This is a genomic window from Phenylobacterium sp., from assembly GCF_025351295.1.
GTDB lineage: Bacteria > Pseudomonadota > Alphaproteobacteria > Caulobacterales > Caulobacteraceae > Phenylobacterium.
On sequence record NZ_JANXWD010000154.1, the window covers coordinates 26,263 to 39,763 of the forward strand.

Genomic DNA, 13,501 nt, shown 5'->3' on the forward strand with positions numbered 1-13,501 from the left:
AACAAGCGCCGCAGGACGTCCCCTGGCCCGCCTCCCAGCGCGCAGGGCGCGCCCTCCCGGACACGCGATCCCGCACCTGAGGTAGGGCGGGCCATACCGGCATTACTGTTTCACGTGAAACACCCAAGGTAGCGCCCGCCGCCCGAGTTCCTCCCCTCTGGGGGAGGTGGCGCGGAGCGCCGGAAGGGGTCCTCCTGACGCCCCCACCCAGGCCCTCCCGGAATCCCGGTCGACCCGCCGTGGAGGACCCCCTCAGTCGGCTTCGCGACAGCTCCCCCAAGGGGGAGCAACTTGTCGGCCCCTACGGGATCAGCAGGCTTGCCCCGACCGTGGCCCGGCTCTCCAGCGCCTCATGGGCCTTGGCGGCGTCGGCCAGGGGGAAGGTCTGGCCGATCTCAATCTGCACCTTGCCCGAGGCGACCATCTCGAACACCGCCCCCGCAGACCCGTCCAGATCCTCGGTGGTGACGATGTAGTCGAACAGGGTGGGGCGGGTCAGGTACAACGAGCCGCCCGCGGCCAGCCGGCCGGGGGCGAAGGGCGGGACCGGGCCCGAGGCGTTGCCGAAGCTGACGAACAGCCCACGGCGCGCCAGGCTGGCCAGGGTGCCCTCGAAGGTGTCCTTGCCCACCGAGTCGTAGGCCACCGGCACGCCGACGCCGCCGGTGAGCCGCTTCACTTCGGCGGCGACGTCCTGTTCGCGGTAGAGGATCACGTGGTCGGCGCCCAGCGCCCGGGCCTTGGCGGCCTTGTCCTCGGAACCCACGGTGGCGATCACCACCGCGCCGATCGCCTTCAGCCACTGGGTCATGATCTGGCCGACCCCGCCGACCGCCGCATGGACCAGCACCGTCTCACCGGCCTTCACCGGATAGGTGCGGCGGATGAAGGCCTCAGTGGTCATCCCCTTCAGCAGGATGGCGGCCGCGACCTGCGTCGAGATCGCCGCCGGTATGGCCACCGCGCGGTCGGCGCGCACCAGGCTCGCCTCGGCATAGGCGCCGCCGGCGCTGGTGGTCGCCGCCCGGTCGCCGACCTTGAAGCGGGTCACGCCCTCGCCGACCGCCTCGACCACGCCGGCCGCCTCGCCGCCGGGAATGGCCGGGAGCTTCATCGGATAGAGCCCCGTGCGCTGGTAGCACTCGATGAAGTTGATCCCGATCGCCTGGTGCCGCAGCAGGATCTGGCCCGGACCGGGGACCGGCGTCTCGAGCTCGACGAGCTGTAGCACCTCGGGGCCGCCGGTGGTCTCGAATTGGATTGCGCGCATCGGCCAGGGCCCCCTTGAAAGGGACGGCGACACGGCCGTCCGCCAGAGCCTACTAGCGCAGAAGCGCGGGGCGCCGCCATATGCTCGTCGAGGACAGGAAGGGCCAGACGCCATGAAGATGACCATCGAGGTCGATTGCACCCCGGAGGAAGCGCGCCGGTTCATGGGGCTGCCGGATGTGAGCGGGCTGAACGACCACCTGGTCGGCGAGATGACCAAGCGGATCGACGCCAACATCAACATGCTCAACCCCGAGGACTTCATGAAGAACTGGATGAGCTTTGGGACCGGAGCCCAGGAACAGTTCCGCAAGTTCATGGAAGTCGCCACGACCCGGAAATGACCGACACCATCTATGCGCCGGCCACGGCCGCGGGCCGGGCGGCCGTCGCGGTGGTGCGGATCTCAGGGCCCGGAACCCGCGGCGCGCTCCGGGCGCTGACGCCGCCAGTGCCGCGGACGCGGACGGCCAGCCTGCGGACCGTGATCGGGGCGGACGGCGCGCCGGTCGACCAGGCGCTGGTGCTGTTCTTCAAGGGACCCCACAGCTACACCGGCGAGGACGTCGCCGAACTGCAGGTGCACGGTGGGCCGGCCGTGATGGCCGCGGTGCTGGCGGCGCTGGCCGCCCTGGGCCTGCGCCTGGCCGAACCGGGCGAATTCACCCGCCGCGCCTTCGAGAACGGCAAGCTGGACCTGGCCCAGGCCGAGGGGGTCGCCGACCTGGTGGATGCCGAGACCGAAGCCCAGCGCCGCCAGGCCCTCGAACAGCTGGGCGGCCGGCTGTCGGAGGTCCAGGCGCGCTGGACCGAGGCGCTGCTCGAGGCCCTGGCCCTGCTGGAGGCCGCGGTGGATTTCCCGGACGAGGCGTTGCCCGCGGACGTGGCCGCGCGCGCCCGGCCGATCCTGACGGGCCTGCTCGCCGAACTGCAAGCGGCGGCCGCCGACGCCGAACGGGGCCGGGCGGTGCGGGAGGGCTATCGGATCGCCCTGGTCGGCGCGCCAAACGCCGGCAAGAGCACCCTGCTGAACGTGCTGGCCAAACGGGACGCTGCGATCGTCACCGCCATCCCGGGGACCACCCGCGACGTCATCGAGGTTCCGATGGTGCTGGCCGGCTACAAGGTGGTCATCGCTGACACGGCGGGTCTTCGGGTCACGACGGACGAAATCGAGGCCGAGGGGGTGCGCCGGGCGCGGGCGTGGGCGGCGCAAGCGGACCTGCGGATCTGGCTCGCCGACGGGACGGACCCGGCCGCCAGTTTCGAGGGCGCCGGTCCGGATGACCTGCGCCTGGTGACCAAGCGCGATCTGGGCGATGGACCCCCCGACCTAGACGGAGCCGCCTTCACCGCGCGCAGCCCGAATGACGTCGCGTGGCTGGAACGCACCCTTGAGGGCCTGATCGTCGAGGCGCTGGCCGGCGCAGAGCCCCCGGCCGCCACCCGCCTGCGCCACCAGCAACACCTGACAGAGGCCTCCAACTGCCTGCTCCATGCGCTGACGCAGCAAGAGCATGTGGAACTGGCCGCCGAAGACGTCCGCCTCGCCGCCCGCGCCCTGGACCGCATCACCGGTCGCATCGACCCGGAACAGGTCCTGGGCCGCATCTTCGCCACCTTCTGCATCGGTAAGTGAGGCTCCCAAAAATCCTCCCCCGTTGTTGGAGGTGGCGCGAAGCGCCGGAGGGGGCCTCCACGCCGCAGCGATCGTCTCTGCGCCTCCGCGCCGCCCGGTCCCACCTCCGTGGAGGACCCCCTCAGTCAGCTTCGCTGACAGCTCCCCCGGGGGAGCAACGTCTCTGTCGTTGTTTCACGTGAAACACCGGCCGCCTTCGCCTATAAGCGCCCGCTCATGACCTGGGATGTGATCGTCATTGGCGGGGGGCACGCCGGCTGCGAGGCGGCGGCGGCGGCGGCGCGGTTCGGCGCGCGCACCCTGCTGCTCACCCACAAGCTCGAGCCCATCGGCGAGATGAGCTGCAACCCGGCCATCGGCGGCCTGGGCAAGGGCCACCTGGTCCGCGAGATCGACGCCCTGGACGGGCTGATGGGCCGGCTGGCCGACGTGGCGGGCATCCAGTTCCGGATGCTGAACCGCTCCAAGGGCGCCGCCGTCCGCGGCCCGCGCAGCCAGATCGACCGCAAGCTCTACCGCGAGGCGATGCAGGCCGAACTCGCCGCCACGCCGAACCTGACGATCGTCGCCGAGGCTGTCGAGGACCTGATCGTCGACACCCGCGCAGGCCTCGGCCATGTTGACCTCAAAGGCGTGGTCGGCGCCAGCGGGACCGAATATCGCGCCGCCCGGGTGGTGCTGACCACCGGCACCTTCCTCAAGGGCGTGATCCATCAGGGCGAGCAGCGCATCCCGGCCGGCCGGCTCGGCGACGCCCCGGCCATCGGGCTCGCGGACCGCCTCTACGCCTCCGGGCTCAAGATGGGGCGGCTGAAGACCGGCACGCCGGCGCGGCTGGACGGCTCGACCATCGGCTGGGACCGGCTGGAGATGCAGGCGGCCGACGCCGAGCCGATCCCGTTCTCGTTCCTGACCGACCGGATCGCCACCCGGCAGATCGAGTGCGGGATCACCTACACCACCGAGCAAACCCACGCGATCATCGCCGAACGGCTGGGCGAGAGCGCGGTCTATGGTGGGCGGGCCACCGGCCGCGGCCCGCGCTACTGCCCCTCCATCGAGGACAAGGTGGTCCGGTTCCGCGACAAGACCAGCCACCAGATCTTCCTGGAGCCGGAGGGCCTGACCGACGACACGGTCTATCCGAACGGCATCTCTACCTCGGTGTCGGCCGAGACTCAGGACCTGTTCCTGCGCACCATCCCGGGCCTGGAGCAGGTGGCGGTGCGTCGGCACGGCTATGCGATCGAGTACGACTACGTGGATCCGCGCGAGCTGTTCCCCACCCTGGAGGTCAAGCGCCTGCCGGGCCTCTACCTGGCCGGCCAGATCAACGGCACCACCGGCTATGAGGAGGCGGGCGCCCAGGGCCTGGTCGCCGGCCTGAACGCCGCCCGCGCCGCGTCGGGCGCCGAAGCCGCCCACTTCGCCCGCGACGATGCCTATATCGGCGTGCTGATCGACGACCTGGTCACCAAGGGCGTCACCGAGCCCTATCGCATGTTCACCAGCCGGGCCGAGTTCCGCCTGACCCTGCGCGCCGACAATGCCGACCAGCGCCTGACCGCCAAAGGCGAGGCCCTGGGCGTGGTCGGGACGGCCCGCGCGCAGATATTCGCCGCCAAGGCCGCCGCCCTGTCCGACGCCCGCGCCCAGGCCCGCGCCCTGACCCTGACGCCGGCCGCCGCCGCCAAGGCCGGGCTGCCGGTCAAGGCCGACGGCCAGCGGCGCAACGTCATCGACCTGCTGGCCTATCCGACCATCGGCTTCGCGGACCTGGCCCGCATCTGGCCGCAGATCGGCGCCTGGCCGGCGCCCGTCCGCGAGCAGGTGGAGATCGACGCGTCCTACGCCGGCTATCTCGACCGCCAGGCCGCCGACGCCGACGCCTTCCGGCGCGACGAGGACCTGCGGCTGCCGGCCGATCTGGACTACGCCGCCATCGGCGGCCTCTCCAACGAGGTCCGCGAGAAGCTGCTCGCCGTCCAGCCCCTGACGCTGGGCCAGGCGGCCCGCATCGAGGGCGTGACGCCGGGTGCGCTCACCGCGCTCCTGGCCCACGTCCGCCGCCGCGCGGCCTGAGGTGGCGGTCACCGACGCCGCCAGCTTCGCCAGGGCCGCCAAGGCCACGCCGGCGCAGATGGCTGATCTGCAACGCTTTCTCGCCCTGCTGACCGACTGGAACGGCAAGATGAACCTGGTCGGCCCCGCCAGCCTCCCGGAGTTCTGGAACCGCCACGCCTGGGATAGCGCCCAGCTGCTGCGACTGGCGCCCCGGGCGCTGACCTGGGCCGATCTGGGGGCCGGCGCCGGCTTCCCCGGCCTGGTGCTGGCGATCCTGCGCAAGGGCGACCCGGATTTCCATGTTCACCTCGTCGAGAGCATGGCCAAGCGGTGCCGGTTCCTCTCCGAGGTGGTCACCGACCTTGGGCTGCCGGCCACGGTCTACAACGCCAGGGCTGAAAACCTCGACCTGTCTGTGGACATCGTCACCGCGCGGGCTTGTGCGCCGCTTCACCGCCTGTTGGGGTATGCCCGGCCATACCTGACGGCGGGCGCGCAGGGACTGTTCCTCAAGGGACAAGATGTAGTCGCTGACATGACCGAGGCCGCAAGATATTGGGAATATGAGGCGGACGTGGTTCCATCCCTCAGCGATCCCGGAGGCCGCATCGTGCGTGTGAAGAGGCTCGGCCGTGCCCGTAAAGTCTGAGCCCTACCCCGGTAGGGCCGCGGCCCTACGCGTCCTGGTGGTCGCCAACCAGAAGGGCGGAGTGGGCAAGACCACGACGGCGATCAATCTCGGCACCGCGCTGGCCGCCGTGGGCGAGAAGGTGCTGCTGATCGATAGCGACCCCCAGGGCAACGCCTCCACCGGCCTGGGCGTCGGCCGCGCGCTGCGCAAGCACACCCTCTACGACGTGCTGATGGGCGAGAAGGCGCTGCTGCAGGCGGTGGTGAAGACCGCCGTGCCGGGCCTGGACCTTATCCCCTCCGATCCGGACCTCTCGGGTATCGAGCTGGAGCTGGGCCAGCAGGCGGGCCGCTCGTTCAAGCTGCGCGACGCACTGAGCCCGCTGAAGGACGGCCGCGGCTACACCTATGTGCTGATCGACTGCCCGCCGTCGCTGAACCTGCTGACGGTCAATGCCATGGCCGCCGCCGACGCGGTGCTGGTGCCGCTGCAGTGCGAATTCTTCGCCCTGGAGGGCCTGAGCCAGCTGATGCGCACCATCGACCTGGTGCGGGGCAGCCTGAACCCGGTGCTGGAGATCCAGGGCATCGTGCTGACCATGTACGACCGGCGAAACTCCCTGTCGGAACAGGTCTCCGGCGACGTGCGCAGCCATTTCGGTGAGACGGTCTACCAGACGATGATCCCCCGCAACGTGCGGGTCTCCGAGGCGCCGGGGTTCGGCAAGCCGGTGCTGGTCTACGACCTTAAGTGCGCCGGCTCCCAGGCCTATCTGAAGCTGGCGCGCGAGGTCGTGCTGCGCGAACGCAAGCGCCGCGCCGCACAGTTCGAGGTGAGTTGAGATGGCGGAAAAGAGAGGCCTGGGCCGCGGCCTGTCGGCCCTGCTGGGCGAGGCCGAGGAGATCTCCCATGCGGTCGATCCGGTCGACGGCGTGCGCAACATCCCCATCGAGCTGGTCCACGCCAACCCGGACCAGCCGCGGCGGCGCTTCGACGCGGCCGAGCTGGCCGACCTGGAGCACTCGATCCGCGACAAGGGCATCCTGCAGCCGATCCTGGTGCGGCCCTCGCCCCGGACCGGCGGCGAATATGAGATCGTGGCCGGCGAGCGGCGCTGGCGGGCCGGGCAGCAGGCCGGGCTGACCACCATCCCGGCGCTGATCCGCACGCTCACCGACGACCGGGCCTATGAGATCGCCATCGTCGAGAACGTGCAGCGCGAGGACCTCAACCCGCTGGAAGAGGCCCAGGCCTACGGCGTGCTGATCGGCCGTTTCGGCCATACCCAGGACCAGATCGCCCAGGCGGTGGGCAAGAGCCGCAGCCACATCGCCAATGTCCTGCGCCTGAACCAGCTGGCCGAGGGCGTGCGCGACCACGTGATCGCCGGGCGGCTCAGCGCCGGCCATGCCCGCGCCCTGCTGACGGCCGAGCACCCTGAGCGGCTGGCCGACCTGGCAGTGGCCCGGGGGCTGTCGGTGCGCGCCCTGGAGGCCCTGGCGCGCCCGGCCGCGGACCGGCCGAAGAAGGCCTCGGGCCCCCGCGCCAAGCCCAAGGACGCCGACACCGCGGCCCTGGAGGTCGACCTGGAGGAGGCGCTGGGCATGGGCGTCGACATCGCCGACCGCGGCGGGGCCGGCGAGGTGCGGATCCGCTACGCCAGCCTGGAACAGCTCGACGACCTCTGCCGGCGTCTGACGCGGAGCTAAACCCCCCACCCGTGTCATCCCGGTTTCGCGGCACGCGAAGACCGGGACCCACCAACCGCTCATGCCGACGGGAAGGCCTCGCGTCCCCACCGCGGCGAATGTCCGTGGGTCCCGGTCTTTGTCTGCGCCAAAACCGGGATGACACCGGTGTTCGCGGGATGGCAGCCGTGATTGAAGGTTACAGCCCCAGCCGCCGCGCCCGCCCCGCGACGGTCAGGGCCAGGCGTTCGGCGATCAGGCGGTCGGGTGAGCCGGTGGTCTTGCAGGCGCGGTCGGCGGCGAGGATTTCGGGCTGCAGGCGGTCCAGGTCGTCAAGGGTCCAGGTGCGGGCCTGGCGCAGGAACTCGCGTTCCTGCTTCCAGAATACGCCCGACGCCTTGGCGGCCTCGGCCAGCCCGGCGCCGGCCTTGGCGAGGGTGAGGGTGCGCCGTAGCTTGCCCAGGTGCATGCCCAGCGCCCGGACGGCGGCAGGGCCGCTTTCGCCCTCTTGGGCCGCCCGCCGCAGGCCGGCCTGCGCCTCGCCCAACCGTCCCCCGAACGCGTCGGCCGCCGCGTCGAACAGCGACGCCTCGGGCTCGACGCCCAGGAACGGCTCCAGGTCGGCGGGTGTGGCCGACTTGCCGCTGCCAGGGCCGAGATACAGGGCCAGCCGCTCGATCTCCTGGCGGGCCACCCCGCGCTCCTTGGGCATGCGGGCGACGAACAGGGCCAGGGCCTCGGCGTTCAGCGCGACGTTGTCCTTGGCCAGGGTCTCGCGGACCATGCGGGCCACGTCGCCAGGCTCGTCCTCGTAGCAGGGGATGGTCGCGGCTTCGGCGGCCTTCTCGCAGGCCTTCCGCAGGGCGGACTCCCGGCCCAGGTTCCCGGCCTCGATCAGGAAGAAGGCGTCGGGATTGAGCTCGCCCTTGGCGTGGCGGACCAGGGCCTCGGCGGCCAGCTTGTCGGCCGTGGGCTTCTCGGCGGCGAGCCGCAGGCGCACCAGTCGCCGGCCGCCCATCAGCGACTGCGCCGCCAGTTCGCCCTCCAGCCGGCCCCCGTCGTCGGCCAGGTCCTGCTCGGTCAGCAGCGCCACGTCGAAGGGGTCGTCGGGGTTGGGGATCAGCTTGGCCGCCAGGGCATGGCCACGATCGCGCACCACGCCGGAGTCGCGGCCATAGATCAGGGCCGCCCGGATCGCGGCGTCAGGTCGGGAGAGGAACCGCTCGATATCGGGGCGGCGGCTCAGGATCATTTTTTCGCGCTGGGTAGTTTGCCGCCGTTGGCCAGCCAGACGGCCAGTTCCAGCTGGATGCGGCGGGCGGCCTCCTCGGCGGCGCGGTCCTGGGCGTCCTGTTGGGCCGAGATCGAGGCATAGGGCTGGTCGGCGCTATCGTAGGTCAACTCGACCCGCACCTGGCCCTGCTTGGCGAGCGCGCCGGAGGGCAGCTGCTTCAGGGTGTAGACGGCGGTCAGCACATATTCGTAGCGGGTGGCGACGTTGTCGATGCGCACGCCGCGCGGATAGCGCGCCTCGCCCAGGCTCAGGTCCATGGAATAGGTCGGCGCGGCCGTGTGGTCCTTGGCGAAGGCGTCGTCCAGGTGCTCGCGGATCAGGTAGCCGGTGCGGCCGGCCGGGGCCTGCACCTGGATCGAGGCCAGGCCCTTCACCACTCCGGCCTGGCCATAGAGCGGCTGGAACCCGGCGCAGCCGCCGAGCGCCAGCGCGCCGATCAGGGCCAGGGCCACGGAGGGATGGGCGAGGAAGCGGTTCATGCGGCCACGATATTCACGATGCGGTCCTTGACCACAATGATCTTGCGGATCGTCAGGCCTTCGAGGCGCTGGGCGATCTCGGCGTCGGCCAGCACGATCCGCTCGACATCGGCAGGCTCGGCCCCGGCGGGAGCGGAGATCTCGCCCCGGCGCTTGCCGTTGACCTGGACGGGCAGGATCTTCACCGCGTCCTCGGTCAGGCCTAAGTCGAAGGCCGGCCATTCGGCTTCCACCACCATGCCGGCGCCGCCGATGCGCACCCAGCACTCCTCCGCCAGGTGCGGCGTGAACGGGCCGATCAGCCGGGCGAAGGCGCTCAGCGCCTCGTGCCGGGCGACCAGAATGGCGGGCGTGGCGCCGGCGGCGGGGTTGGCCTTCAGGAGATTCAGGAACTCGTACAGCCGCGCGATGCCGGAGTTGAAGCGGAAGGTGTCGATCGCCTCGGTCACCTGCTTGACCAGCCGGTGGGTGGCGCGCCGCAGGGCGTCGTCGGGTTCGCCGGCGGGGACATCGGCCGGCTGGCTGTCGAACTCGTCCCAGACCCGGTTGACGAAGCGCCAGGCGCCCTGGACGCCGGAGGTCGACCACTGGGTGTCGCGCTCGGGCGGGCTGTCGGAGAGCACGAACAGGCGCGCGGCGTCGACGCCATAGACCTCGAAGATCTCCTCCGGCGCCACGGTGTTCTTCTTGGACTTCGACATCTTCTCGATGTCGCCGATGCTCAGCGGCTCGCCGCCGTCGATCAGCCGCGCGCGCCGCGTGGCGCCCTCGGTCACGAACTCCACCAGCGCCGGCTCGACCCACTCGCCGTTCTGCCGCCGGTAGGTCTCGTGGGTGACCATCCCCTGGGTGAACAGGCCGGCGAACGGCTCGCGCACGCTCAGCTGGCCGTCGTCGGCCAGCGCCTTGGTGACGAACCGGGCGTACAGCAGGTGCAGCACCGCATGCTCGATGCCCCCGATGTACTGGTCGACCGGCAGCCAGTAGTCGGCGGCGGCCTTGTCGATCGGTTCCTCGGCATGGCTGTTGGCGAAGCGGGCGAAGTACCAGGAACTGTCCACGAAGGTGTCCAGGGTGTCGGTCTCGCGCGTCGCCGGCCCGCCGCAGATCGGGCAGGTGGTGTGCTTCCAGGTCGGGTGGCGTTCCAGGGCATTGCCGGACTTGCCGAACTCGATGTCGGCCGGGTGGGTCACCGGCAGGGCGCTCTTGGGCAGCGGGACCACCCCGTCGGTCGCGCAGTGGACCACCGGGATCGGGCAGCCCCAGGCCCGCTGGCGCGAGACGCCCCAGTCCCGCAGCCGGAAGACCGTCGCGCCCTCGCCGTCGCCCTGGGCCTCGATCCGCTGAATCGCCCGGGCCTTGGCGGACTCGATGTCCAGTCCGTCCAGCTCTTTGGAATTGTACAGGATTCCCGGTCCGGTATAGGCCTCGTCGCCGATCGCGAACGTCGACGGCGCCTCGCCCGGCGGCAGCACCACCGGCGTCACCGGCAGGCCATACTTACGGCAGAAGTCCAGGTCCCGCTGGTCGTGGGCCGGGCAGGCGAAGATGGCGCCCGTGCCGTAGTCCATCAGGATGAAGTTGGCGATCCAAACCGGCAGTTCCCAGTCGGGCTCGAACGGGTGCTTCACCCTCAGGCCGGTGTCGTAGCCGATCTTCTCGGCGGTCTCGATCTCGGCCTCGGTGGCGGCCCCCCGGCGGCAGGTCTCGATGAACGCGGCGGCGGCCGGATCCTTCGCCGCGATCTCGGCGGCCAGCGGGTGGTCGGCGGCGATGCCGACGAAGCTCGCGCCGTACAGGGTGTCGGGGCGCGTGGTGTACACCTGCAGGTCGTTGTCTGAGCCTGCGCCTGCGAAGTGGAAGCGGAACTTCAGGCCCCTGGAGCGGCCGATCCAGTTCTCCTGCATCAACCGGACCTTGTCGGGCCAGCGGTCCAGGGTGGCCAGGTCGTCGACCAGTTGGTCGGCGTAGTCGGTGATGCGCATCGCCCACTGGTTCAGCTTGCGCTTCTCGACCAGCGCGTCGGAGCGCCAGCCGCGGCCGTCGATCACCTGCTCGTTGGCCAGGACGGTCTGGTCGACCGGGTCCCAGTTGACGACGCTCTCCTTGCGATAGACCAGGCCGCGGGCCATCAGGTCCAGGAACAGGGCCTGCTGCTTGCCGTAGTATTCCACATCGCAGGTGGCGAATTCGCGGCTCCAGTCGATCGCCAGGCCCAGCTGCTTCAGGTCCTGGCGCATGCGGGCGATGTTTTCGTAGGTCCAGGCCCGGGGGTCGACGCCGCGCTCCATGGCGGCGTTCTCGGCCGGCAGGCCGAAGGCGTCCCAGCCCATGGGATGCAGGACCGAGAAGCCGCGGGCGCGCTTGAAGCGGGCGATGACGTCGCCCAGCGAATAGTTGCGCACATGGCCCATGTGCACACGCCCCGAAGGGTAGGGGAACATCTCCAGCACATAGTACTTGGGCTTGGCGGGATCGGCCACCGCCCGGAAGGCGTCGGCGTCGGTCCACGCCTTGCGCCATTTGGGCTCGGTTTCCTTGGGATTGTAGCGGGCCATGACGACGGGCCTTTGGACTGGAGTGGGACTTCCGGTCAACGGCCGAGTGTATTCGAGCGCGCCGACAGACGAACGGAGGGCTGGATCAGCCCTTGATGTTCGAAAGTCGAAGCTGGCGCGCCCGCGTCAGGATGGAGTTCTCGATGTCCGTCTCGGTCTGGCTGGCGTGCGGGGCGTCGATCCAGTTGCCGTCCGCGCCCTTGTTCTGCTTGAACACGGCCACGTTCAGCCCGTCCGCGCGCAGGCGCGAATCCAGGATGTAGACGGTGCACTTGAAGCGCTCGTCCGGCTTTTCCGGGTTGGTGTACCAGTCGGTGACGATCACGCCGCCGTAGGGATCCGCCGACTGCAGTGGCATGAACGACAAGGTGTCCAGCGACGCGCGCCACAGGTAGCCGTTGACGCCGATCGCCGCGGCGTTGTCGGCGGCCGGTCGGACCTTGTTGCTGTTGCCGGTGAATGGCACATGCAGGCTGCCGCAGCCCGCCACCGCGACGAGGCTGACCGCAGTGGCCGCGAAGATCGCGCCACGCATCCGATTACCGCGCACAAACGGCATAAGCATCTGTCTCCAACCTTTTCCGCGGCGCCGAAGCGCCACGGCACCGCCCCCGCGCCGGGGCCTCTATAACAACCCGTGCAAGAGCGCCAAACAGGAATCGCGTGGCCTAACCGCCACAGGCGCCGGGCATCTCGCCGCAGAGGGACACCCTATGCGCGAGTCCGGTTGACCGGATTTCCCCAAGCCCCTTAATCGGCTGGCAATCGCGCAGCTGTGTAATGTGGCAGGTCGCGATGATCGATCGTTGGGACTATATAGGCAGGCCATGACCTTCCGCCGCATCAGCATGATGATCGCCGCGGCCACGCTGATGAGCGCGGCAGCCGGTGGCGCATGGGCGGCCGACAAGGCCAGGCCGATGGACTTCACGGTGCGCTCCGAGCCGTTGGCGCTGGCCCCGAACTCCGGCCGGACACTGAAGTGGGACGCCAGCAAGGGGCATTTCGGCTTCACGCTGGAGATGCAGCAGCCCGACGAACGGCCGCTGGTGCCGAACGATATCCAGGCCGGCGCCTATTTCCGGATCACGCCGTCGATCCGGGTCGGGGGCTCGGTCGCCCTGGGCGAACAGGACCTGACCCCGCGCGCCAACCAGGCCCGCCCGGCGACCACTCCCAAGGTCCGCCTCGAGTCGACCTTCAGGTTCTAGGGCCGGGTATCCAATACCGTTCATCCCGGCGAATTTTATGCCATTGAAATTTCACATGCCGATCAGGTCTGCGCCCACGGGCGCGAGCCCCTCCACCGCCGCCAAGCCGATCAGGCCCGAGTCCCGCAGACGGCGGGCTGTTTTGTCGTTGATCCCTCCCAGCGCATAGGCCGCACGGCCGGCAGCCCGGACGCGGATGGCCAGGCGGATCGGGCCAAGCGCGCCGGCGGCTGACGTGCTCCGCGACGGCAGGGCGACCGAGAGCACCACGGCGTCGGCGCCGCTCCGGCGTGCGGCGGCGAGCGAGTGGGCGGCGCTGGTCACGATCCACCCCGGGTTGGCGCGCTTCAAGGGTCCGGCGCGATGGGCCAGGCGCTCGGGCAGATGAACGCCGTCCGCGCCGACCCGGTGGGCAAGGCCCCAGTCCTGACCGATCAGCAGTGTCAGGCCGCGCGACCGGGCGATGGCTTTCAGCCGCCGCGCACGGGCCTCGGCGTCGGGGGCCCCGAAGGCCCGGTAGACGATGGCGCTGCCGGCCGCCAGGCGCCGTGCGACCGCCTCCGGATCGGGCGTGCGGACCGGGTCGGTGAAGAACAGCAGCGCCGGCAGGGCCTTCCGCAGCCGCCGTCGCGCCGCTAAGAGCCGGGCCGTCCGCTGCAAGGTCCAGA

The 13,501-nt window shown here is 70.5% G+C and carries 13 protein-coding genes; 7 read left to right on the forward strand and 6 right to left on the reverse strand.

From position 1 onward, the window contains the following. Positions 1-301: 301 nt before the first annotated feature. Positions 302-1,270, reverse strand: coding sequence for a quinone oxidoreductase (locus tag Q0R13_RS20765; RefSeq protein ID WP_293907549.1), 969 nt, complete (start codon positions 1,268-1,270; stop codon positions 302-304). A 112-nt stretch (positions 1,271-1,382) separates the two neighbouring features. Between Q0R13_RS20765 and Q0R13_RS20770 the strand changes: the two genes are divergently transcribed. From Q0R13_RS20770 to Q0R13_RS20795, 6 genes are all read left to right on the forward strand, one after another. Beyond that, positions 1,383-1,613, forward strand: coding sequence for a DUF6489 family protein (locus Q0R13_RS20770; protein WP_293907551.1), 231 nt, complete (start codon positions 1,383-1,385; stop codon positions 1,611-1,613). Further along, positions 1,610-2,908 carry a tRNA uridine-5-carboxymethylaminomethyl(34) synthesis GTPase MnmE gene (gene mnmE, locus Q0R13_RS20775; protein WP_293907552.1) on the forward strand — a complete coding sequence of 433 codons (1,299 nt, stop codon included), beginning with the start codon at positions 1,610-1,612 and terminating at the stop codon, positions 2,906-2,908. The genes Q0R13_RS20770 and mnmE overlap by 4 nt, the downstream gene beginning before the upstream one ends. A gap of 216 nt (positions 2,909-3,124) precedes the next feature. Continuing rightward, the gene (gene mnmG / locus Q0R13_RS20780; protein WP_293907553.1) at positions 3,125-4,990 is read left to right on the forward strand and encodes a tRNA uridine-5-carboxymethylaminomethyl(34) synthesis enzyme MnmG; all 1,866 of its coding nucleotides are present in this window, start codon (positions 3,125-3,127) and stop codon (positions 4,988-4,990) included. A gap of 58 nt (positions 4,991-5,048) precedes the next feature. Continuing rightward, the gene (rsmG, locus tag Q0R13_RS20785) at positions 5,049-5,621 is read left to right on the forward strand and encodes a 16S rRNA (guanine(527)-N(7))-methyltransferase RsmG (RefSeq protein ID WP_293907609.1); all 573 of its coding nucleotides are present in this window, start codon (positions 5,049-5,051) and stop codon (positions 5,619-5,621) included. Continuing rightward, complete coding sequence (locus Q0R13_RS20790; RefSeq protein ID WP_293907555.1) at positions 5,605-6,444, forward strand: ParA family protein; 840 nt, start codon at positions 5,605-5,607, stop codon at positions 6,442-6,444. The genes rsmG and Q0R13_RS20790 overlap by 17 nt, the downstream gene beginning before the upstream one ends. A 1-nt stretch (position 6,445) precedes the next feature. After that, complete coding sequence (locus tag Q0R13_RS20795; RefSeq protein ID WP_293907557.1) at positions 6,446-7,312, forward strand: ParB/RepB/Spo0J family partition protein; 867 nt, start codon at positions 6,446-6,448, stop codon at positions 7,310-7,312. 178 nt (positions 7,313-7,490) lie between these two features. Here the strand turns inward: Q0R13_RS20795 and holA are convergent, their stop codons facing one another. From holA to Q0R13_RS20815, 4 genes are all read right to left on the reverse strand, one after another. After that, positions 7,491-8,543 carry a DNA polymerase III subunit delta gene (gene holA / locus Q0R13_RS20800; protein WP_293907559.1) on the reverse strand — a complete coding sequence of 351 codons (1,053 nt, stop codon included), beginning with the start codon at positions 8,541-8,543 and terminating at the stop codon, positions 7,491-7,493. Continuing rightward, the gene (gene lptE / locus Q0R13_RS20805) at positions 8,540-9,064 is read right to left on the reverse strand and encodes an LPS assembly lipoprotein LptE (protein ID WP_293907561.1); all 525 of its coding nucleotides are present in this window, start codon (positions 9,062-9,064) and stop codon (positions 8,540-8,542) included. The genes holA and lptE overlap by 4 nt, the downstream gene beginning before the upstream one ends. Further along, positions 9,061-11,622: a leucine--tRNA ligase gene (gene leuS / locus Q0R13_RS20810; RefSeq protein WP_293907563.1), complete on the reverse strand. Its 2,562-nt coding sequence runs from the start codon at positions 11,620-11,622 to the stop codon at positions 9,061-9,063. The genes lptE and leuS overlap by 4 nt, the downstream gene beginning before the upstream one ends. Before the next feature lie 85 nt (positions 11,623-11,707). Next, positions 11,708-12,181 carry a DUF3576 domain-containing protein gene (locus tag Q0R13_RS20815; protein ID WP_293907611.1) on the reverse strand — a complete coding sequence of 158 codons (474 nt, stop codon included), beginning with the start codon at positions 12,179-12,181 and terminating at the stop codon, positions 11,708-11,710. A 268-nt stretch (positions 12,182-12,449) separates the two neighbouring features. Here Q0R13_RS20815 and Q0R13_RS20820 point away from each other — a divergent pair, with 268 nt between their 5' ends. After that, entirely contained in the window at positions 12,450-12,833 is a 384-nt protein-coding gene (locus tag Q0R13_RS20820) for an NtrZ family periplasmic regulatory protein (protein ID WP_293907565.1), read from the forward strand. 51 nt (positions 12,834-12,884) lie between these two features. Here Q0R13_RS20820 and Q0R13_RS20825 read toward each other — a convergent pair whose 3' ends face one another. Beyond that, on the reverse strand, positions 12,885-13,493 hold the full coding sequence (locus Q0R13_RS20825) for a thiamine phosphate synthase (protein WP_293907567.1): 609 nt from the start codon (positions 13,491-13,493) through the stop codon (positions 12,885-12,887). Positions 13,494-13,501 lie beyond the last annotated feature (8 nt).